The organism is Niveibacterium umoris, from assembly GCF_014197015.1.
In the GTDB taxonomy this organism is placed as follows: domain Bacteria; phylum Pseudomonadota; class Gammaproteobacteria; order Burkholderiales; family Rhodocyclaceae; genus Niveibacterium; species Niveibacterium umoris.
Genome location: NZ_JACIET010000003.1, coordinates 122,594 through 143,679 on the forward strand (window position 1 = coordinate 122,594; position 21,086 = coordinate 143,679).

Annotated in this window: 15 protein-coding genes and 1 pseudogene; 8 read left to right on the top strand and 8 right to left on the bottom strand. The window is 66.1% G+C overall.

The window, feature by feature from the left end; all coding sequences use genetic code 11:
* Positions 1 to 20: 20 nt before the first annotated feature.
* On the bottom strand, positions 21 to 575 hold the full coding sequence (locus GGR36_RS19925) for a porin family protein (protein ID WP_207064546.1): 555 nt from the start codon (positions 573 to 575) through the stop codon (positions 21 to 23).
* 468 nt (positions 576 to 1,043) lie between these two features.
* Here GGR36_RS19925 and GGR36_RS19930 point away from each other — a divergent pair, with 468 nt between their 5' ends.
* The 3 genes and pseudogenes from GGR36_RS19930 to GGR36_RS19940 all read left to right on the top strand — a co-directional run bounded on the left by GGR36_RS19930 (position 1,044) and on the right by GGR36_RS19940 (position 4,998).
* Positions 1,044 to 2,498: a hypothetical protein gene (locus GGR36_RS19930; RefSeq protein ID WP_183637624.1), complete on the top strand. Its 1,455-nt coding sequence runs from the start codon at positions 1,044 to 1,046 to the stop codon at positions 2,496 to 2,498.
* A gap of 558 nt (positions 2,499 to 3,056) precedes the next feature.
* A pseudogene (locus tag GGR36_RS19935) lies at positions 3,057 to 3,200 on the top strand (PhnA domain-containing protein); the annotation flags it as partial.
* 82 nt (positions 3,201 to 3,282) lie between these two features.
* Positions 3,283 to 4,998 (top strand): SulP family inorganic anion transporter, encoded by a 1,716-nt coding sequence (locus GGR36_RS19940; protein ID WP_183637629.1) that lies wholly within the window; start codon positions 3,283 to 3,285, stop codon positions 4,996 to 4,998.
* A gap of 9 nt (positions 4,999 to 5,007) precedes the next feature.
* Here the strand turns inward: GGR36_RS19940 and GGR36_RS19945 are convergent, their stop codons facing one another.
* Positions 5,008 to 6,393, bottom strand: coding sequence for a TFIIB-type zinc ribbon-containing protein (locus GGR36_RS19945; RefSeq protein ID WP_183637632.1), 1,386 nt, complete (start codon positions 6,391 to 6,393; stop codon positions 5,008 to 5,010).
* Between the two features lie 75 nt (positions 6,394 to 6,468).
* Entirely contained in the window at positions 6,469 to 7,371 is a 903-nt protein-coding gene (locus tag GGR36_RS19950) for a LysR family transcriptional regulator (RefSeq protein WP_183637635.1), read from the bottom strand.
* A 218-nt stretch (positions 7,372 to 7,589) separates the two neighbouring features.
* On the opposite strand from GGR36_RS19950, the gene GGR36_RS19955 reads away from it, so the two are divergent.
* Positions 7,590 to 8,771, top strand: coding sequence for an acyl-CoA dehydrogenase (locus tag GGR36_RS19955; protein ID WP_183637638.1), 1,182 nt, complete (start codon positions 7,590 to 7,592; stop codon positions 8,769 to 8,771).
* Positions 8,772 to 8,781: 10 nt separating this feature from the next.
* Positions 8,782 to 9,993: a CaiB/BaiF CoA transferase family protein gene (locus GGR36_RS19960; protein ID WP_183637641.1), complete on the top strand. Its 1,212-nt coding sequence runs from the start codon at positions 8,782 to 8,784 to the stop codon at positions 9,991 to 9,993.
* 23 nt (positions 9,994 to 10,016) lie between these two features.
* On the opposite strand, the gene GGR36_RS19965 is transcribed toward GGR36_RS19960, so the two are convergent.
* Positions 10,017 to 11,480, bottom strand: coding sequence for a BCCT family transporter (locus GGR36_RS19965; protein ID WP_183637644.1), 1,464 nt, complete (start codon positions 11,478 to 11,480; stop codon positions 10,017 to 10,019).
* 222 nt (positions 11,481 to 11,702) lie between these two features.
* Here GGR36_RS19965 and GGR36_RS19970 point away from each other — a divergent pair, with 222 nt between their 5' ends.
* On the top strand, positions 11,703 to 13,673 hold the full coding sequence (locus GGR36_RS19970) for an acid phosphatase (RefSeq protein WP_183637647.1): 1,971 nt from the start codon (positions 11,703 to 11,705) through the stop codon (positions 13,671 to 13,673).
* Positions 13,674 to 13,862: 189 nt separating this feature from the next.
* Positions 13,863 to 14,699, top strand: coding sequence for a class I SAM-dependent methyltransferase (locus GGR36_RS19975; protein ID WP_183637650.1), 837 nt, complete (start codon positions 13,863 to 13,865; stop codon positions 14,697 to 14,699).
* A gap of 24 nt (positions 14,700 to 14,723) precedes the next feature.
* Here the strand turns inward: GGR36_RS19975 and GGR36_RS19980 are convergent, their stop codons facing one another.
* From GGR36_RS19980 to GGR36_RS19995, 4 genes are all read right to left on the bottom strand, one after another.
* Positions 14,724 to 16,055, bottom strand: coding sequence for an N-acyl amino acid synthase FeeM domain-containing protein (locus GGR36_RS19980; protein WP_183637653.1), 1,332 nt, complete (start codon positions 16,053 to 16,055; stop codon positions 14,724 to 14,726).
* 220 nt (positions 16,056 to 16,275) lie between these two features.
* Positions 16,276 to 17,619: a 3-oxoacyl-ACP reductase gene (locus GGR36_RS19985; protein WP_183637656.1), complete on the bottom strand. Its 1,344-nt coding sequence runs from the start codon at positions 17,617 to 17,619 to the stop codon at positions 16,276 to 16,278.
* A 6-nt stretch (positions 17,620 to 17,625) separates the two neighbouring features.
* Positions 17,626 to 18,909 carry an acetyl-CoA C-acetyltransferase gene (locus GGR36_RS19990; RefSeq protein ID WP_183637659.1) on the bottom strand — a complete coding sequence of 428 codons (1,284 nt, stop codon included), beginning with the start codon at positions 18,907 to 18,909 and terminating at the stop codon, positions 17,626 to 17,628.
* A gap of 134 nt (positions 18,910 to 19,043) precedes the next feature.
* Complete coding sequence (locus GGR36_RS19995; protein ID WP_183637661.1) at positions 19,044 to 19,841, bottom strand: substrate-binding periplasmic protein; 798 nt, start codon at positions 19,839 to 19,841, stop codon at positions 19,044 to 19,046.
* Between the two features lie 228 nt (positions 19,842 to 20,069).
* Here GGR36_RS19995 and GGR36_RS20000 point away from each other — a divergent pair, with 228 nt between their 5' ends.
* Complete coding sequence (locus tag GGR36_RS20000; protein ID WP_183637664.1) at positions 20,070 to 20,930, top strand: Rossmann-like and DUF2520 domain-containing protein; 861 nt, start codon at positions 20,070 to 20,072, stop codon at positions 20,928 to 20,930.
* Positions 20,931 to 21,086 lie beyond the last annotated feature (156 nt).

Sequence of the window (21,086 nt, forward strand, 5' to 3'; positions counted from 1 at the left end):
AGCGGGCCCGGCACAGGCCGTTAGAACGCGTATTGGACGTTGACTGAACCCAACGCCGTGTCACTCGCGTAGCCCTCGTACTCGGCACCGATCGCAAAGTTCGGGGTGAACTTGTAGCGCGCGCCCAGACCGTACATTCCGCCGGACTTCGACTCCGATGCGCTTGCACCGTAGCCGTACAGGGACGCGTCCGCCTTTGCCGAATTCGATGCCAGGCCCACCTTCGCAGAAAGCGCGAAGTTGTCACCGAGCGGGATTACTGCCACCAATGCGCCGTAGTACGTATCCACGGTCGTCTTCAGGTTCACGCCATAGCATCCGCCTTCGCACGCATAGACCGTCCCGGAAGCCTGAGTGTGCGCATAGCCCACCTCGGCCCCAAGATTACGGGTGAACATGTATCCACCAAAGAACTTGTAACCCGTGTCGCCGCTTACGTTGTCGAAACCGGTGTCGTGGTAGGAAAGGCCGACGCCGACGCCAACATAGGCGCCAGTACCCGACTCAGAGACGGGTGCGGCATGGGCCGACGCACCAAAAGTAGCCAGCAAAGCGACGAGCAGAATCTTCTTCATGATTACCATTGCAGAGTTGAGAAAATCGAGGTTCGCCGAGCGTGTTTGAATTGCTCGACCAGTGCGAATTATGGCAGCAATGTCCATGCTCCCCGCTTTGCGGGCAATCGTCCCCTTTTGCCTTGACGAAGGTCTGGAGCGGTTTCCGGCGTCGCAAGCCGAACTTCCAAGGACTGTAGCCCCATGCCGAGAGGCTAGATGTCGCCCGCTTCCGCTGCACGGCGAAACGGTGACAGCTGGAATACAGATTGTCCGCTGCACCGGCGCGTGGCAATTCAACGGATCACCATTCGCAACCGTTGGCGCCACGCGGGTACGACTGCGGCCGCCTCGCCCTGCCTGACTTAAGGCGGCGATAACACCAACGGGCTATAGTGGACACATCACCATTCCCGGGCGCGATATCTGCCAACGGTAGCCGCGCGACACATCATGTTTCAGGACTCATTTCGCCACATCGCGATCGCAATGCTTGCGATCGCGGCGGCTGCCTGCGGCGGCGGCGACAAAGCTAACGACAACGCGTATCCCGCGGCAGGTCGCTACGCCTTTGCAAGAAGCGGTACCGCGCTGCTCGCCATTCCACTTGATGGACAGCGCAATGGCCCCCTGACGGTTTCAAGCATCACGGCCGAGCAGGATTTCGCGTTGCCGGTCGAGCGCCCAGAAGAAGCAAGGCATCACGACCTGCTTTTGATCAACGGCGGAAAAGCCCTCTGGGTCAGCGGCCGTGCTGACGGTCACAGCGCGCTCGTCCAAGAACTCGATACAGGCGGTCAGCAGATCCTGGCTTGTGGCCACAAGGCTGCGCCGGATGATCCGGCGGTCACACAGGTGCGTGCTCGTCAAGGCAACGTGCTGGCCGCTCTGGGCGTGCGCTTTGCCACCGATAGTGGATGCATTTCGGCAACCGGAGACAAGGTGCTCTGGGTCACGATGGCGGCGCATGCGACCAGCGTGCTTCCCGCCGACCAGGTGCCCGTGGGAATCGGCGCGGACGGCGCAATGGCCGGCAGCCTTCGCCTCGCAGCGGCACAGCTCTACTACCGCCATACCGTCAATGGCACCGTCCAGGAGGATCCGGTAAACCCTGTTGCGGGAGATGTCGGTCGCATTACCGGCTGGAGCGTGCTCGCACAGGATGTCGAGGGTGCCGCGCTCTGCGCCACGACCGATGCCACCGCACGTTGCGCGCTTTACTACTTTGCACCCGCGGCATCGCCGCAACTGACCAAGCTGGCCGATGCGGACTACGATCGTGTCACCCTGGCCGGGGTTGCCGACGGCCGGCTCTACTTGCTGAGCATCGGACCTGCGCCAACGCAGGCAGGGGAAATGCGCATGTCGGAGGTTCGCGAAATCACGCTGGACGCTGCGCACACGATGCGGGTGGGGCTGAGCATGAGCCCTGCAGATCGGGCGATCTCGCTGGATCAGAGCGTGCTGTTCGGGGCCCATGACATGGTTCGCGACAGCGAGTACTACCTCAGCGATGCTGCAACCGGTGACAAGATGTCGACGCAGTTTGTGATGTACGGCAGCGGGGCCTCATCACTCTATGCTGACCATATGCTCGGCTGCGTCGTCGCCAAGACGAGGCCTCTGCGCCGGGTAGACAACGGCTGCGCTGCAATGGCGACGATCGGGCCAAATTACTTCAGTGGCGTAACGGACAGGACGGTTCATCTTTACAGCAGTGCCACTGAGATCGGTAGCTACGTCTTCAAGAGCATCGCCCGCGCGAACGGCTTGGTGGCGTATGAGACCGTGACGGACATGCTGGTCGCCACACAGCTCGGTGATGGCAAGGTGCAACTGTGGCGCGTGCCGCTCAACAACGGAGACCTTCGCACACTCGTCGCAGAAGGCGACGTCACGCTCTACGGAACGATCCGACCACGGGGATACTGGTTGTGGCCGTAGCCTCCACCCGGACGTGCACGACCTCAAGACCGATGCTTGAGGACGCGCACTCACAAACACCTTTGTAGGCGGTGACGAAAACGCGATAACCGTATTGCCGCCTGAAGGTCTCCTGCTGAAACTAAATCTGACGCTCTTCAGCGTCGTCGGCCAATCTTGGCTGTCGCCTGCGTGACGACCAACTGCCGATGTTCGGCGAGCGGACAGTAAGCTTGGCGCGGCCCCTCGCACTCGTACCGCTCTGCGACCAGAACCGCGTGCATCGAATGCCGGTCTCGCAGATGGGGCTGAAGCCTTGCAACGCACAAGCTCACGGCCCCGTTTTGCCTCACTCTGCAGACGACGCCGAGAGTCCGAACACTTGGCGGCAGTGACGTAGAACCAGAAGGACGACGCGCCGGAGTAAGATTTCGCACGCATTCGCAAACCGGACTCCCCGTCGCCCAACCAATGCCACGCAATGGGGCCGACGCAGGGCTATCGTGACCACCCCGCGGTTCAAACTCGACGAGATCCCTCCAGTGAGCACCCGGCCCAACTGTCCGCAATGCAAGTCCGAAGGTGAAGGGGGCGCCGCTGGTGGTAAAGGTAGGCACCAAAGTGCAAAACATCAGCCTCGTCGATGACGACCACGACATCGATTGCAAGATCGACGGTATTGGCGCGATGGCGCTGAAGTCGGAATTCGTGTGCGAGGCGTGAGTACCGCACGCCGCAGTCGGCGCATCCGGCTGCGCTTTTGCTGAACCGCCCCGCGAAGTGCGGCGCGATTGGGGGAGCCCGCTTGGAACCATCGTTCAAACTGCTTGGCTGGCTGCGCGACTACCAGCGAGCCGACTTCAGCGAAGACCTGATCGCCAGTTTCACGCTGGTGCTGTTCCTGGTGCCGCAGGGGCTGGCCTATGCGCTGCTGGCCGGCTTGTCGCCGCAGGCGGGCTTGTACGCCAGCATCGTGCCGGTGGTCGGCTATGCGCTGGTCGGCAGCAGCGCGGCACTGTCGGTGGGCCCCGCGGCCCTGCCCTCACTGATGACCACCGCGGCGCTGGCCGGGCTCGCGCAGGTGCCGCCGGCCGACTACCCGGTGCTGGCGGCGGCGCTCGCGTTGTTTTCCGGCCTTGTGCGGGTGGCGCTGGGCGCGCTGCGCTTTGGCTTCATCGCCAACTACCTGTCAGCTTCGGTGGTCGGCGGCTTCGTCACCGGCTCGGCCTTGCTGATCCTGCTAACCCAGTTGCCCAACCTGCTCGGCATCGACAGCCATGCCGCGAATGCGGGAGCCATGATCGAACGGATCTGGAACGCCCGCCGCGACATTGGCTGGGCCGCACCGGCGCTGTCGGCCGCCACCCTGATCGCCCTGTTCGCCTGCCGCGCGTGGCTCGCAACCGGCCTGCGCCGCATCGGCGTGCCGGCACGGCCGGCCGACCTGCTGGGCAAGGCCGCGCCCCTTTTCGTGATCGTGATCGCGGCACTGGCCGCCAACGCTGCGGCGCTGCCTGTGAAGGTGGTCGGCCCCCTGCCGCCCGGCTTGCCGCCGCTCGCCCTGCCCCTGCCAGATACCGGCTTGCTGGTGCGGCTGCTGCCATCGATTGCGGCGATCGCGCTGATCGGCTTCATCGACAGCTACTCGATTGCGCAAGTGCTGGCGATGAAGCGGCGCGAGACGGTGAGCCCGGATCGCGAACTGATCGCGCTGGGGCTGGCTAACGTCGCCTCAGGCGTCACCGGCGGGTTCCCGGTATCGGCAAGCTTTGGCCGCTCCGCTGCGAACGAACTCGCCGGCGCCCGCACGCAACTGGCCGGGTTGCTTGCTGCAGTGTGGATGCTAGTGATCCTGCTTGTCGCGGTGGGGCTGTTCGCGCACCTGCCGCTCGCCGCGCTGTCGGCCACCATTGTCGTGGCGGTCGTCCAGCTGATCGACCTCTCTGTGCTGCGCCTTGCGTGGCGATACGAACGCGGCGATGCGTGGATCTTCATCGCCACCGCCGTCACGGTGCTGGTCGCAGGCGTGGTGGATGCGGTGGTGCTGGGCGTGGCGTTGTCGCTGGCCTTGTTCGTGTGGCGCACCAGCGCGCCGCACCTGGCGGAACTGGGCCGCGTGCCGGGCACCGAGCACTACCGCAACCGGCTGCGCTACGCAGTGGAGATGCAGCCGGGCGTACTCGCGGTCCGCGTCGATGAGAGCCTGTACTTCGCCAACATCCGATTCGTCAGCGACGCCATCGTCGGCCTGTTGCGCAGCCGCCCGGACACGCGCTGCGTGCTGCTCGTGCTGTCGGCGGTGAACGCGGTGGATGTCTCCGCCCTGCAAGGCCTGCGTGACCTCAACCGCGGCCTCGCCGACCAGGGCATCGCCCTGCATCTGGCCGAGGTCAAGGGCCCGGTGATGGACCGCATCAAACAGAGCGGCTTTCTCGCCGAACTCAGCGGCGCAGTGCATCTATCCACCCACGCGGCGATGCGTGCGCTGGAAGGCGAAGGCGTGGTCGACTTCGTGATCTGAGGCCACCGCTCAGTCGAAGAACGCCGAGTCGGACTTGTAGATATCCCGGCCGCCCGAAGTGACGATGAATTCGTATCGCCCCTTCCGACGCAGGGTGTCGGAGCAATGAGGCATGGGGCGAAAACTGGCCGAGGCACCGCGCGTGCCCAGCACGGCGTAACGGCCATTGCCAGGCGTGGCTTGGTCGAGCTGCATGCCGCAGCGTATCCAGGCATCGCGCAACTGCTCATAGGCGAGGTTCACCGAAACCACCAGCGGAAGGTCCGAATCGGCGGTGAGGACCAGAGCCTCGCCGCGCTGCTGAAGCTTCAATTGCGGCGGGGCCTTGCCGGCAGGGCCATGGTCGACACCCCGCTGCGCGCGGTCGCGGCTGCGGGCTTCGATCGCTTCGTATTCGCGTGCCGACATGCGCGTTTCGGAACCGTCGTCGTTCAAGACCACGATCGGACTGCGAAAACCGATGCCTACGCTCGATAGCGACAGCCATATGCCCAGCGAAGCCAGCACGGACAGCCCCATCGCGAACAGCCGCCGACGTCGCTTGCCCGCATCTTCTTCGTCATAGGCGCCCGCAACGACGCGGTGGTCGCCTTCTTCGAGCTTGCGGCGTGATACGTAGGGCGTTTGCCGCTCATGGTTACGCGCCACGTCTTCCGCCACCTCGGCCGACACCGCAACCGCGCTCGCCGTGTCGCTCGGCCGGATCAGCGCATGGCAGTGCGGGCAGGCGGTGTCGCGGCTGAGATCGACCATGCCGCCGCAGGCGACACAGGCGGCTTGCGCGGCGCGCGGGCTTGCCACCACTGGCGCGGCAGCCTCGTCACGATCGATGGCGCGGGCAAGCCGGGCCGGGTCATAGACGCCGACCGGCGACGCGCAATACGGGCAGGTGTGCTGCGGCCGCGCATCCAGCGTGGCCCCGCACTGGCTGCACCTGGGCGGCTGGCCAGCGGCTGCGAAACGCTGGATGTCTGCCCATTCAAAGGGGCGGAAATAGCCCTTCTCGGCGAGGAAGAGCATGAAACTCTGGTACGTGCCGTGCTGCGCCGGGCAATCGAGATGCGCGGTGCGGCCGTAGCGCGTCTGGTTATAGACCCGCTTCAAAGGCGCGCCGCACACCTGACAGGGCAAGTGCGCCGGCATCGGCAGGAAGGTCGGCACGACGCGCATGCTGGCATCGATCACCTTCACCAGTTCCACCAGACCGGGGCCGGCGATCCGGATCGATTCGGTCTCGTCGAACCAGATCAGCGTGCAGGGCGCGCACACGTCGATCTCCACCGACTTCCCGTAATGCCCGACAAGCCGCAATACCTGCATCGGCTGGTCACAGTGGCCGCAGCGCCGCGTTGGAGTTGCGCCGGATTCGATGATGTCGGCAGAGGGTGTCTTCATGGCACAGGGCAATCCGCGCCGGTGTGTGGACGGCGCGAGAGCTTAGCAGGCGTACCGCCCCGCCGACCGATCACGTCATTCGTGCAACATGCAGGCGACGGACTCGTCCGCCAACCAGGCGCGGAACGCACGCATCAACGGCCCCTCGCCCCGCCCCTCCGGCCAAACCAGCCAGTACGCCCGCCCCTCGTCGAGCACCGAATCGCTGGCGCACACCAGCCGCCCGCTCGCCAGTTCCTCGGCAATCAGCAGTGGCGGGATCAGCGCGACGCCGGCACCGCCGGCTGCCGCCTCGGCGAGCATCGAGAACAGTTCGTAGCGCGGGCCGGCGAGGTCGCCCTCGACGGTAAGACCCTGCGCCGCGAACCACTGCCGCCAGGCGTAGGGTCGGGTGCTCTGCTGCAGGCGTGGCAGGCGCGCGAGTTCGCTGGCCGGCAGCGGCGTCGTGCCCCCCAGCAAGGCCGGGCTGGCGACCGGCACCGACACCTCGCCCAGCAGCCGCTGCGCCTGCGTGCCCGGCCAGGGCGCCAGCGCCGCAGTGATCGCAGCATCCAGGCCCGACTCGTCGAACAGGAAGGCCTGGGTGCGGACCGAGAGGTTCACCGTGATGTCCGGGTGCTGCGCGTGAAAGCGCGAGAGCCGCGGCACCAGCCAGCGCGTCGCGAAGGTCGGCACCACGCCCAGCTCCAGCGTGCCGCCCTGCCCGCGTCCGGCCATCAGTTCCAGCGTGTCGCGCTCGACCGCATCGAGCCGGCTTGCGACCTGCCGCCGGTAACGCTCGCCCGCTTCGGTCAGCAGCACGCCGCGGCGGGTGCGACGGAACAGTTCGACACCGAGGAATTCCTCCAGCCCGGCGATCTGCCGGCAGATCGCGCTTTGCGTCAGCGCCATCTCTTCGCCGGCCTTGGTGAAGGAGCGGTGTCGGGCCGCGGCCTCAAAGGCGACCAAGGCAGCGGTGGAGGGGATCTTGCGGCGCATCGGCGGCTCCGGAGTGCATCGAACTCAATCATCAGCCCGCATTCTGCGCCCAGCGGACGCTACAAGTGCACGTTTCGCACACCGTCATGCAGGAAAAGCGTTTGCGCCCCGCAAGCGGCGGCGGCACGATGCGGGCTACCACAGGCTGCTGACGCTGCGCGTTCCGAGGGGACTGCGCACCGCTCGCGCCCGCAGCCCCGACACCAAAGGAGAGAGACATGGCCGGCACCGCCACCTTCAGCTGGGACGACCCGCTGCACCTGCGCGCGCAACTCACCGAAGACGAGCGCATGGTCTGCGACGCCGCAAATGCCTATGCGCAGGAGCGCCTGCTGCCACGCGTGACCGAGAGCTTTCGCCATGAGCGCACCGACGCGGCGATCTTCCGCGAGATGGGCGAACTGGGCCTGCTCGGTGCGACGATCCCGGCCGAATACGGTGGCGCCGGGCTGGGCTATGTCGCCTACGGCCTCATCGCGCGCGAGATCGAGCGCGTGGATTCCGGCTACCGCTCGATGATGAGCGTGCAGAGTTCGCTGGTGATGCTGCCGATCTACGAATTCGGCAACGAGGCCACCCGCCGCAAGTACTTGCCCAAACTTGCCAGCGGTGAGTGGATCGGCTGCTTCGGGCTGACCGAACCGAACCACGGCTCCGACCCCGGCAGCATGGTGACCCGCGCACGCAAGGTCGAAGGCGGCTACAGCCTCTCTGGCAGCAAGATGTGGATCACCAACTCACCGATCGCCGACGTATTCGTGGTGTGGGCAAAAGACGACGAGGGCAAGATCCGCGGCTTCGTGCTGGAGAAAGGCTGGAAGGGCCTGAGCGCGCCGGCAATTCACGGCAAGGTCGGCCTGCGCACCTCGATCACCGGCGAGATCGTGATGGACGAGGTCTTCGTGCCGGAGGAAAACGCCTTCCCCGACGTGCGCGGCCTCAAGGGCCCCTTCACCTGCCTGAACTCGGCGCGCTACGGCATCGCCTGGGGCGCGCTCGGTGCGGCGGAAGACTGCTTTGCCCGCGCCCGCAGCTACGTGCTCGAACGCAAGCAGTTCGACCGCCCGCTCGCTGCGAACCAGCTGATCCAGAAGAAGCTCGCCGACATGCTCACCGAGATCAGCCTCGGCCTGCAGGGCTGCCTGCAGCTCGGGCGCATGAAGGAGAGCGGCACCGCCTGCGTCGAACTGACCTCGATCATGAAGCGCAACTCCTGCGGCAAGGCGCTGGACATTGCGCGGCTGGCGCGCGACATGATGGGCGGCAACGGCATCAGCGACGAATTCGGCGTCGCCCGCCATATGGTGAACCTCGAAGTCGTGAACACCTACGAGGGCACGCACGACATCCATGCGCTGATCCTTGGCCGGGCGATTACCGGCATCCAGGCTTTCAGTTAAGGGGCCCACGATGACCACCGGCGCCCTCTCGCACCTGCGGGTGCTCGACCTCTCGCGCGTGCTCGCCGGGCCCTGGGCCACGCAGCTGCTGGGCGACCTCGGCGCCGAGATCATCAAGATCGAGCGCCCCGGCTCGGGTGACGACACCCGCGCCTGGGGCCCGCCCTGGGTCAAGGATGAGGCGGGCGAAGACACCGACGTCGCCGCCTACTACCTCTGCACCAACCGCAACAAGCGTTCGGTGACGATCGACTTCACCCAGCCCGATGGCCAGGCGCTGGTGCGCGAACTGGCGATGAAGAGCGATGTGTTGGTCGAGAACTTCAAGCTCGGCGGGCTGGCGCAGTACGGGCTGGACTACGCCACGCTGTCGGCGCTCAACCCGCGCCTGATCTACTGCTCGATCACCGGCTTCGGGCAGGACGGCCCCTACGCCGAGCGCGCCGGCTACGACTTCCTGATCCAGGGCATGGGCGGGCTGATGAGCATCACCGGCCAGCCGGACGGCCCGCCCACGAAGGTTGGCGTCGCCCTCACCGACGTACTGACCGGGCTCTACGCCAGCAATGCGATCCTCGCCGCCGTGGCGTGGCGCGAGCAAAGCGGCAAGGGGCAGCACATCGACCTCGCCCTGCTCGACGTGCAAGTCGCCTGCCTCGCGAACCAGGCCATGAACTGGCTCGCCAGCGGCAAGGCGCCGCGCCGCATGGGCAATGCGCACCCGAACATCGTGCCCTACGACGCCTTCCCCACTGCCGACGGCCACATGATCCTCGCCATCGGCAACGACGGGCAGTTCGCCCGCTTTTGCAAGGAAGCCGGCACCGGCTGGGCGCAGGACGATCGCTTCGCGACCAACGCCGCCCGCGTGAAGCACCGCGACACCCTGATCCCCGCGATGCATGACGTCACCCGCACGCGCAGCACCGTCGACTGGGTCGCCGCGCTCGAATCCGCCGCCGTGCCCTGCGGCCCGATCAACGACATCGGCCAGGTCTTCGACGACCCGCAGGTGCAGCACCGCGGCATGCGCATCGACCTGCCCCACCCGGCCGCCGGCCATGTGCCGCTGGTCGCGAACCCGATCCACCTGTCCGAGACGCCGGTCAGTTACCGCGCTGCGCCGCCAATGTTGGGCGCCGATACCCGGGCGGTGCTCGGCGGGATCCTGGGCTTGCCTGACGAAACGCTCGACCGATTAAGGGCGACCCACACCCTCTGAGGCTCCATCGAGGAGGCGCAAGGCTATGCCGTATCAGCGTCCAGCGCCCGCCAGGTGGCGACGCACAGCCCGATCAGCACCAGCGTGAAGGGAAGCGCAGCAACTATGGCCATCGTCTGCAAGCCTTTGAGGCCGCCGCCGATCAGCAACACCGCGGCGATCAGCGAGATCAGCACGCCCCAGACCGTGCGCGGAAGGACGCCCGGGTTGTGCGCCCCCTTCGACGACAACATGCCCAGCACGTAGGTCGCCGAATCAGCCGAGGTCACAAAGAACACGCCGACCACGAGGACAGCGAGGACCGAGAGCACTTCCCCCAGCGGCAGGGAGGCGAGCAGCAGGAACAATGCGTTATCCACATTGGCCTTCGCGGCCGCAGCGATCGGCACGTTGCCGAACATTTCCAGTTGCAGCGCACCGCCACCGAAGATCGCGAACCACAGGAAGCTCACCAGCGAAGGCACCAGCATCACGCCGACCATGAACTCCTTGATCGTACGGCCGCGCGAAATCCTCGCGATGAACATGCCGACAAAGGGTGCCCAGGTAATCCACCAGGCCCAGTAGAACACGGTCCAGTCCGCGGTCCAGGAGCCTTGGGTGAACGGCGTCAACCGCATTGACTGCTGCACCAGCCCACCGAGGTACGCCCCCACGGTGGTGGTAAAGGCATCCATGATGAAAAGCGTCGGCCCCATGACCAGCACCACCAGCGCCAGCAGTGTCGCAAGGACCATGTTGGTGCTCGACAACCACTTGATGCCCCGGGTCAGCCCGGTCGCCGACGAGAGCAGGAACAGCACGGTGGCGCTGGCGATCACGGCCAGTATCAGCGTCTGGGTCTTCGCTATGCCGAAAACCTGATTCAGCCCCCCCGCGATCTGCATTGCGCCAAAGCCCAGTGATGTGGCGACACCGAACACCGTCACCACAATGGCCAGCACGTCGATGCAGCGCCCGATCGGCCCGTCCGTACGCGCCCCCAGCAGCGGCCGGAAGGCGGCACTGAGCAGGCCGGGTGCGCCGTGATTGAACTTGAAGTACGCAAGGGCAACCCCGACCACCGCATACAGTGCCCAAGGATGCAGCCCCCAATGGAAGAACGCAGCACGCAGCGCGAAGCGTGCGGACTCGGGCGAGGCGGCCTCGATGTACGAGGGCGGCGCAACATAATGGGACAGGGGTTCGGCCACCCCCCAGAAAACCAGGCCGATGCCCATGCCGGCCGAGAACAGCATCGCGAACCATGCCGCACGCGAAAACTCCGGCCGGGCATCGGCACCACCCAGCCTGACCTGCCCGAAGCGACCGAATGCGAGGGTGAGCGCGAACACGACGATGCCGAATACCACCAACAGGTAGTACCAGCCGAAATTCCGCATCGTGGCGGCGAGCCAGCCCGAGCTGCTTGCCGCCAGCCCCGCAGGCGAGATCAGGCCCCAGGCCACGAAGGCCGACACGATCAGCAACGATAGTCGAAACACCATGGCGAGCTCCGGAATCTGGGGTGTCGACAGCCTACGCACGACGCCGCCATGAGGCCATGTCCGTCCGGGCCAGCCGCCTTGCCGTGCGGGACAAGCCTTGCCAACCCGGCGGCAAGGTCAATGACCTGCGCCCCCAAGGTCGGCCACGCCCTAAATAATTTCGTAACCCGGCCGAACTAAAGTGCCGCGCTCCATACTCACAATGACTGTCGGAGCAGCTGCATGCAGACCCCCACCCCCTTCCGTACGGCCGCGCTATTCGCCGCCATCCTCTCAGCCCTGAGCCTCGTCGCGTGCGGCGGCAACGACAGCACTGACACCAGCACGGCAACGCCCGCCACGCCGACTGCGCCAGCCGCGCCGGCCGGCCTCGGCAAGGAAGACAGCGCCCCGGCCGCCGCCAACGTCGCCGCCTATGTCGACAACGGCGCGACCAACGTGCGCGGCGATGCCTGTCATGCCACCGTCGATACCAACGCCGGCGTGCGGGTAGTGTCTGGCTTCCTGGATATCTGGACGCCGCGCAGCCTGCTCGTCGACGCAGGCCAGACGGCAGCTGCCAACGGCACCTGCGCTGCGGTCACCGCGTCCGACTGGAGCGGCATCCCCGGCAGCGCGACCGACGGTGTGGTGAAGAACGCCACGGTGCACGCCGCCAACATCGCCTACGTCGAAACCGCGACCGCCGCCCGCACGGCCGACCAGGAACTCGCCGCCTATCTGGACGACCGTCGCGCCAAGGGTTACAGCGTCTCGGACGGCATGGGCCCCTTGACCAACGCCTGGCGCACCGGCGCCCAGCAAACGACGACGATCACCAGCATCGCGGCCGATGCGAGCACCGTGAAATACGACGACAGCGGCAATAACCTGGGCGTCGGAAGCGCCAGCAACACCAACCTGGGTCTTGCCGTCGACTTCATCGCCGCAATGAGCGGTGACGGTTCCACCGAGCCCGCGAAGCGCTTCTTCAAGTACGGGCGCCCGTGGCGCTGGAGCAGCAAGGTCGTGGTCGCGCCGTCGCTGGTGCCGGCAAAAGGCACAACGCCGGCGACCGACGGCGGCTTCATCAGCGGCCACACAGCCGAAGGCTGGCGCGACGCGCTGGCGATGGCCTACCTGGTACCGGAGCGCTACCAGGAAATGCTGACCCGCGCGATGGAACTGGGCGAGAACCGCATCCTCGCCGGCATGCACTCGCCGCTGGATGTCATCGGCGGCCGCATTCAGGGTACTGCCGTGGTGGCCTACAACCTCAACAAGGCGGCCAATGCCAGCCTCAAGACCACCGCCTTCACGCAGGCGCACAGCTGGCTGCAGACCCAGGCAGGCGTAGGCTCCGCGGCCGACCTCAATACCTATGCCCATGCCGCAACGACCAGCAGCGACCGTTTTGCAGACTACGCGACCAACAAGGCCAATTTCACCAAGCGCCTGACTTACGGCTTCCCGCAGATCGCCAGCGCGACCTCAGCCGCAGTCGTGCCCAAGGGGGCCGAAGTACTGCTTGAAACCCGCCTGCCTTACCTCAGCGCCGACCAGCGCCGCGTCGTGCTGATGACCACCGCCATCGCATCGGGCTACCCGGTCATGGATGACGCAGAGGGCTGGGGACGCCTGAACCTGTTCGCGGCGGCCGATGGCTACGGCGCCTTCAATGGCGACGTCACCGTGACGATGGATGCCAGCCAGGGCGGCTTCAACGCCGCCGACAGCTGGAAGAACAACATCAGCGGCGCGGGTCTGCTGACCAAGAAGGGATCGGGCGCACTGGCCCTGGCCGGCGTCAACACCTGGACCGGCGGCAGCGTCGTGTCCGCCGGCACGCTGACCGGCGCGTCGACGACGGCCTTCGGCAAGGGCGATGTTTATGTCAGTGGCGGCACCGTCAAGATCGCCGCGCCCGGCATCTTGACCATCGCGGGCAAGTACTCGCAACTGGCCAACGGTAGCCTCGAACTAGCCCTGGGCAACGGGTCGCGGGGGCGTCTCGCGGTCAGCGGCGCGATGACCCTCGTCGGCGGCGCGCTGAACGTCAGCTTCGCCAATGGCTACCAACCCGTCGTGGGTGACACGATCAGCCTGATCACTGCAGGCAGCGTCGCCGGCAAGTTCAGCAGCGTCAGCATGCCGGGCTACAAGGTCACGCCGATCTACACCGCCACCTCGGTGCAACTGCGCATCGACGGCTAAGCTGTTCTCTCCTGGCCGCGCGGGGCCTTGGTGCGCCGCGCGGCATCGCTTTGTCTGGCCGCACCGCAGCGGCCACGTCCACATCACCCGCAGATGACTACCGCAGGTGCATCACGGCCTTCGCCCGGCAAGCGTCGGCGTGGCGCATAATCGCGCCCTCGTTTCACCCGGCCTTGCGGCCGTACTGCCATGACCAAGACCTACGACGTCCGCCCCGGACAGTCCGTCGAACTGCTGAAGGAGCTCCACATCCTGACGCGCGACGGAAAGATGAACCAGGACAGCCGGCGCAAGCTCAAACAGGTCTATCACCTGTACCAGTTCATCGAACCGCTCCTGCAGGATGTGCTGTCGGCACATCCGGAGGTGAGTCTGGTCGACCATGGCGCCGGCAAGTCCTACCTCGGCTTCATCCTCTACGACCTGTTCTTCAAGGATTCGGCGAAGCAGGGCCATGTGTGGGGCATCGAAACCCGCGAAGAGCTGGTCACGCGCTCGCGCGAACTGGCCGGCCGGCTGGGCTTCGGTGGCATGAGCTTCCTCAACCTGTCGGTCGCGGAATCGATCAGTTCGTCATCGTTGCCCGAGAAGATCGACGTGGTGACCGCCCTGCATGCGTGCAACACCGCCACCGACGATGCGATCCGCTTCGCGCTCGCCAAGCAGGCGCGGCACATCGTGCTGGTGCCGTGCTGTCAGGCCGAGGTGGCGGCGGTGCTGCGCAAGAACAAGGGGCAGGCGCTGAAGACACCTCTGGCCGAATTGTGGCGCCACCCGATCCACACCCGCGAATTCGGCAGTCAGGTGACCAACGTGCTGCGCTGCCTGCAGCTCGAAGCTCACGGCTACCAGTTGAATGTGACCGAGCTCGTCGGCTGGGAACACTCGATGAAGAACGAGCTGATCATCGCTACCGCGAAAGGCCTGCCAGGACGCAAGGCCGCAGCGCGACTGGCGGAGATTCTGGACACGCTGGGCATCGCGGAACTGGGCGAACGCTTCTTTGCGCCGGTCGGCATGGCCTGACCGCTTCGAGCGTCGCGGCCGCGATCAGGCCGGTACGGTGGCGGCCGCGCGCTGTTCAGCGAACTGAGTCGCGTCACCGAGTTCGCTGTGGGTCCGTGCCATGCGCAGGGCACGCACGAACTTGAGCCAAACGGGATCAGGCTCCACCAGCTTGAACATCGCGATCGTCTCGCTGCTGCGGCCATGGCGCAGCACTTTGGCCCGCAGCATGCAGCGGTCAGCTTCGCCCAGCTCGACAAAGGCCACGCCTTCCATATCCACCGGGATCGGCTCTTCGCACTGCGCGCGGAAGCCGGTGCGGGAACACTCGATCACCCGCATCGGGAACACTCTTGACCGCAGCCCCTCACCCACCCGCACGTGGAAGCCGGCCGGGCACATCACCGAAAAACGCTGGTGCTGCCGGCGCTTGAGTTCGGTGCGGTAGGAATCGTCCGGCAGTGGCGGCAGGTAAGCCTTGTAGGCGGGCAGATCGTAAATGCCGTGCAGCAGCACCTTTTCCCGCTGCGTGGCCTTGCGGAAGGCATCGGTGCGCTGGTTGAAGAAGTAGTTGATCAGCGCCGGCGTCATCACCGGATCGTTGGTGGTGAAGAAGCGTTTGTCCGGGAAGCGGAAATGCGGCAGCTTCAGTTCGAGGAAATAGCGGTGCAGGTTCTTTGACGGCGGCTGGTGGGCGTAGGCTCGGCGATAAAGTTCGGGCATCTCGTGCAGGTCGAGATGTGCGCCCACCGCCGGCGCGCCATTGACGAAGTCGTAGTGCGCAACCGGGTTCTGCTTGAGCCGGCGGAAGCACAGCAAGCCCTCGTACATCGGAATGTGGCGCGGGTTCACCGCAATCACCAGATGCCGGGTATCGAAGTACTTCACCGCGTACTCGCGCATGAACTTCATCAGCGGAAACAGCACCAGCCCGCCACGCATGCGGAAGCGCTTGTGCACCGCCAGCGCCGACACCTCGGCGATATTGCCACCCTTGGCGCGGATCGCGTCGATATCGAAGATCTTCTGCAACGGAAAGCCGAGCGCGCTCTCGCGAATCAGCGAAATCGTGCCGACGACCTGATCGTCGTACTTGGCCAGCAGCGTGGTGGTCGTGGGCAGCGCGTGGTACAGCGTGACGCGCATGCCGGATTCGTCAGGCTCCATGAACCCGGCGCCAACGTAGGCCTCGTGCAGTAGCTCGAAGCAGGCTTCCAGCTCCTCGCGCGTTTCGGCAAGTTTGAAAACGAGATTATCCGGCGGCGCGTCTTCGCAGCGCACGGCGTTGCGCAGCAGCGCATTGCGCGAGCCGCGGGGAAGCAGCGCGGCTGCGAGCCGCATCGTCTTGCGTGCCAGATTGCGAATCCGTCGTTTCATAGCCGAAACACATCGCGAGCGAATATGACAGGTGTCGCAGTGTAGGGCTTTTTCCGACGGCGCAACCATCCCCCGCACCGAAAAAGTGCGGAAATGGCCATCAAGATCAAGGATTTGGCCATCGATGCGCCATTTCCGGGCAATGCGAATTTTTTGTGACAGCTTTCAACGCACTGTCCACACATGTCGGGGCCGCGCCGCCGACCGGCCGACGCGGCCGTCAGGCGCCGATCAATGCCAGGCCGCAGGCCCGAACCGTGTTGCCCGAGACCCCAGCACTCGCCGGCAACGCAAAGAAGGTGACAAGTTCGGCTACGTCGCGGGGCTGTCCGCCCTGCGACAGTGCATTCAGGCGGCGCCCTGCCTCACGCATCATCAACGGGATCCTGGCGGTCATCGGCGTCTCGATGAAGCCCGGCGCTACCGCGTTGATCGTGATGCCCCGTGCCGCCAGCCGCGGCGCCTGCGCAGCGACATAGCCGATCAGCGCGGCCTTGCTGGTCGCATAGTTCGTCTGGCCAAAGTTGCCGGCCACGCCGCTGACCGACGAGAGGCACACAACGCGACCGGAATCGTGCAGCAGTCCGTTCGCCAGCAATTCAGCGTCGATCGCGGTGATCGCAGTGAAGTTGACCGCGATGACCGCGTCCCAGACGTCCGGTTTCATGTTGGCGAGCGTCTTGTCGCGCGTGATGCCGGCGTTGTGGACGAGGACATCGACACCACGGGTCTTTTCGCGCAGGAAGGCCGAAAGCGCCGCCGGCGCATCGGGTGCCGCGATGTCCAGCACCAGCGGCAGGCCGCCGACCCGCGCCGCCGTTTCGTACAGTGCGTCGCGCGCCGCAGCGACGTCCACGCAAACAACCCTGGCGCCCTCTTCCGACAGCCGCTGCGCAGTCGCGGCGCCGATACCACGCGCAGCCCCGGTCACCACTGCCACCTTGCCGGCCAGCTGCCGCGCCGCCGGGGCTGGCGCAGGCGCCGACGTTAGCCGGAACACCTGGCCGGAAACATAAGTGCAACGCGGGCCGCCGCAGAAACGCACGAGACCGGCAAGTTGCGACTCGGCCCCCGGCGCAAGCCGCGCGAGGTTGGCGGTGGCACCGCGACGCCCGATTTCCTTGCCCAGCGCGCGGACGAAGCCTTCAATGCCGCGCGCCGTCGCGGCGGCGACCGGGTCGGCCAGTTCCGAAGGATCGGCCGACACGACCAGCACCCGCGCATTGCGTGCAAGCCGCCGCAGCTTGGGCGCGAAGAAGCCGTGCAAGGCGGCAAGGTCGGCGGGTGCGCGGCAAGCGGTCGCGTCGAACAGAAGTGTGTCGGCCGATTGCCCTTCGGCGAGTGCGGCCACGCAGGTCGCGCCGGCTTCGGCAGCGGCTTTCTGCAAGGCGTCGACGGCAAGGCCGCCGGGCGCTGCACCGACCAAAGTGACTCGCCCTGCCAGCGGCGCGTCGTCGTAAGCGCCTTCGGCCCGCGCCAGTCGCACCGGCGTCGGGAGCCCGAGCTTGCGGATCAGCCCGGCGGAGCGGCGATCGTTTGCGAGGCGCAGCAGCAGGTCGGCCATCGTCGTTCAGCGCTCCAGGATCGCAGTGACGCCCTGCCCGCCCGCGGCGCAGATCGAGATCAGGCCACGGCCCGATCCCTTTTCGGCAAGCAGCTTGGCAAGCGTAGCGACGACGCGGCCCCCGGTGGCCGCAAAGGGGTGGCCCGCCGCGATAGAGCTGCCCTTCACATTGAGGCGGCTGCGGTCGATGCTGCCCAGTGCGCCGGACAGCCCAAGCTTGGTGCGGCAGAACTCGTCGCTCTCCCAGGCCGCCAGCGTGCACAACACGACGGCCGCGAAGGCTTCGTGGATCTCGTAGAAATCGAAGTCCTGCAGCTTGAGGCCCAGCCGCGCGAGCATGCGCGGAATCGCGTAGGCCGGCGCCATCAGCAGACCTTCGCGCTCGTCGATGAAATCGACCGCCGCGACCTCGCCGGTGACGAGGTAGGCGAGGATGGGCAGGCCCTTCTTCTGCGCCCATTCTTCGCTCGCCAGCAGCACGGCCGAGGCGCCGTCTGTCAGCGGCGAAGCGTTGGCGGCGGTGATCGTGCCGCCGTTGCGGTCGAAGGCTGGCGGCAGCTTGGCGAGCTTCTCCTGCGACGAATCCGGCCGCAGATTGTTGTCACGCTTCAGACCGTGGTAAGGCATCACGAGATCGTCGAAGAAGCCTTCGTCGTAGGCCTTGGCGAGCTTGTGGTGACTCGCGAGCGCCAGTGCGTCCTGCGCTTCACGCGTGATGCCGTAGCGCTTGGCGGTGATCTCGGCGTGCTGGCCCATCGATTTGCCGGTACGCGGCTCGGCGTTGGCCGGCAGTTCGGGAATCAGGTGCGAGGGCTTCATCGCCCGCAGCAAGTGCTTGAGCTTGGCGCCCGTCGTCTTCGCGGCGTTCAGGTCCATCAGCGCGCGCTGCAGGCCGCGATTGACGGCCACCGGGGCGTCCGACGTAGTGTCGACGCCGCAGGCAATCCCCGCCTCGATCTGGCCCAGCGCGATCTTGTTGGCGACCAGGATCGCCGATTCCAGCCCCGTGCCGCAGGCCTGCTGCACATCGAAGGCCGGTGTGTTGGGGTTCAGGCCGGACGAGAGCACGCACTCGCGCACCATGTTCCAGTCGCGCGAGTGCTTCATTACCGCGCCCCCCACAACCTCGCCGAGCAGCTCTCCCTGCAGGTGGTGCTTCTCGACCAGACCGCGCAAGGTGTCGGTCAGCATGATCTTGTTCGTCAGCTGCGCATAGGCAGTGTTTGAACGCGCGAACGGAATGCGGTTGGCGCCGACGATGGCGACACGACGGGGCAGGTTTTGCGACATCAGAGGGCCTTTCGGAGATGACAGTTCACCGGACTGCCTGAGCAGGAGTTCAGGCGAAGCCGGACTGTACGCATCCGTATGGAGCGAGGTCAAGATCGATCGGTAATGCAGGGGCGCTGCAGGTCGTCGCCCGCTCAACCACCTGCGGGCCGCCCCTCGCTGACGGTCGGCAGCGCCGAATTGATGCGCTTGATCAGCGTGTCCGGCACCAGGCGGCTGCACAGCAGATAGCGCGCCTCGCCCTCGCCGAGATCGGCGAAATGCAGCACCGTCACATCGCGCGGCCCGAGGCCGGCCTGCGCGATCAGGTAGCCGGCCTCTTCTTCGGTCGCCGGCATCCAGTCGGCACGGTCAGCCTTGAGCATCTGCACCATCTGGACGCTCTCGACGGTCACCCACTCGGTGGTCGGCTTGCGCTCCCTGACCATGCGAGCCAGTTCGGTGCCATAGGTCAGCCCTGACTTGAGCATCAAGCGTTTGCTGCGGTCGTCCATGAGGTCGGCCGCGCGAATGCCGTCGCGCAATCCAAGCTCTGCACGGGCAATCCCCACCATCCTGAGATCACGGTAGATCGGGGCCGAAAACTTGCCATAGCGCTCGCGCTCCGGGTTCCGGAACATGCCCACCATGCATTCGTTGCCCTTGCCCAGTTCAATCATCTTGAACTGGCGCGCCAGTGGCGTGTTCTCCCATCGATAGCGGATACCCAATGCACGAAGCGCATTGACGAGCGGCGTTGCAACCAGGCCCGAGACTTCCCCGCCCTCTCCACTGATGTTGTAGGGCGGGCGTTCGTTGTAGAGCAGCACCAGCGTCTCTTGTGCTGCGCATGGTGCGGCGAGCACCAGCGCAAGCAGAGCGCCGAAGAAGCTGCGTAGCAGCGTCGCACCCGGCGAGCGCGACCACCCCACCCACGCGGCATTCATCGGCATGCTCTACCCTTGCAGAATGGCGACACGATCGGATGTTGCAGTTCGGATCCGTTCAAGCTTGCCTCCCCTTCATGGCGCTGTGGCAGATCGCCGTATCCTTCAGTCCCACCGCATGCCGACACGTGTATCAATGTTTCTGATTATGGATGATCCCTGCACCAACTTGAAGCCGCGCAGCTTGCCGCGCACGACCACGGGCTGGCGCCGCGGGACTCCGGAAGGACTGCAATGACGACACGCCTCCCCCGCCTGAACCTCATCGGCGCAGGCCGGCTCGGCCGCTCGCTGGCACGCTTGTGGCACCGCGCGGGCGTGCTCGAGATCGGCCTGGTCTGCGACATTGCCACGGACGTCGCGGCCGACGCCGTGCGCTTCATCGGAGCCGGCACGGCGGCAACGACGACGCCCAGCGTGCCTGCCGCCTTCACGCTGATTGCCACCCGCGACGACGCGATCCGCGCTGCCGCCGTGACGCTGGCGAACAGCGGGATCCTGCGCAGTGGCGACATCGTGTTTCATTGCAGCGGCGCGCTTACCGCCGATGTGCTGAGCGTTGCACGTGCGCGCGACGCAATGGTCGCGAGCGTACACCCGATGCGCGCCTTCGCCGACCCGGCCGCGGCCACACAAGCCTTTGCCGGCACGGTGTGCGCAAGCGAGGGGGATGCCTCGGCGGTGGCGGCACTCGCCCCGCTGTTCGAGGCCATCGGGGGCCGGCGCATCGACATCGCGCCACAACACAAGCTGCTCTACCACGCCGGAGCGGTGATGGCCTGCAATCATCTGGTCGCGCTGATGGAAGGCGCCGTGCAGTGTCTCGAACACGCCGGGCTGCCGCGCGACGACGCCTGGCGCGCATTGCGTCCGCTGGTCGACGGCACCCTTGCCGCGATTGACCACGCTGGCACCCAAAAGGCGCTCACCGGCCCGCTCGCACGCGGCGATCGCGAAACCGTGCGTGCCGAATGTGCGGCCACTGCCGCGCTCGACCCGGATATCGGTCGCGCCTACGCCGCCCTCTCTGCGCTCGCGCTACATCTCACGCCGGCCGGGCATCCGATCAGTCGCAGCGACCTCGGGCTCGACTGAAAGCCATGGCGCTCGTGCGCCTCGACTCGCCCGACACGCATGCCAGACAAGGGCTCGCGGCGGCCATCAGCGGCACAACGTAACTGCCCAAGCCGCTTTGCGGCCCACGACAGGAATTTGTCCCACGATTGAACAAAGCCGTGAAGCAATGCCGCC

Coding starts and splice junctions, on each gene's coding strand:
- GGR36_RS19925 (WP_207064546.1), bottom strand. CDS start 575: ATGAAGAAGATTCTGCTCGTCGCTTTGCTGGCTACTTTTGGTGCGTCG.
- GGR36_RS19930 (WP_183637624.1), top strand. CDS start 1,044: ATGCTTGCGATCGCGGCGGCTGCCTGCGGCGGCGGCGACAAAGCTAAC.
- GGR36_RS19945 (WP_183637632.1), bottom strand. CDS start 6,393: ATGAAGACACCCTCTGCCGACATCATCGAATCCGGCGCAACTCCAACG.
- GGR36_RS19950 (WP_183637635.1), bottom strand. CDS start 7,371: ATGCGCCGCAAGATCCCCTCCACCGCTGCCTTGGTCGCCTTTGAGGCC.
- GGR36_RS19955 (WP_183637638.1), top strand. CDS start 7,590: ATGGCCGGCACCGCCACCTTCAGCTGGGACGACCCGCTGCACCTGCGC.
- GGR36_RS19960 (WP_183637641.1), top strand. CDS start 8,782: ATGACCACCGGCGCCCTCTCGCACCTGCGGGTGCTCGACCTCTCGCGC.
- GGR36_RS19965 (WP_183637644.1), bottom strand. CDS start 11,480: ATGGTGTTTCGACTATCGTTGCTGATCGTGTCGGCCTTCGTGGCCTGG.
- GGR36_RS19970 (WP_183637647.1), top strand. CDS start 11,703: ATGCAGACCCCCACCCCCTTCCGTACGGCCGCGCTATTCGCCGCCATC.
- GGR36_RS19975 (WP_183637650.1), top strand. CDS start 13,863: ATGACCAAGACCTACGACGTCCGCCCCGGACAGTCCGTCGAACTGCTG.
- GGR36_RS19980 (WP_183637653.1), bottom strand. CDS start 16,055: ATGAAACGACGGATTCGCAATCTGGCACGCAAGACGATGCGGCTCGCA.
- GGR36_RS19985 (WP_183637656.1), bottom strand. CDS start 17,619: ATGGCCGACCTGCTGCTGCGCCTCGCAAACGATCGCCGCTCCGCCGGG.
- GGR36_RS19990 (WP_183637659.1), bottom strand. CDS start 18,909: ATGTCGCAAAACCTGCCCCGTCGTGTCGCCATCGTCGGCGCCAACCGC.
- GGR36_RS19995 (WP_183637661.1), bottom strand. CDS start 19,841: ATGCCGATGAATGCCGCGTGGGTGGGGTGGTCGCGCTCGCCGGGTGCG.
- GGR36_RS20000 (WP_183637664.1), top strand. CDS start 20,070: ATGACGACACGCCTCCCCCGCCTGAACCTCATCGGCGCAGGCCGGCTC.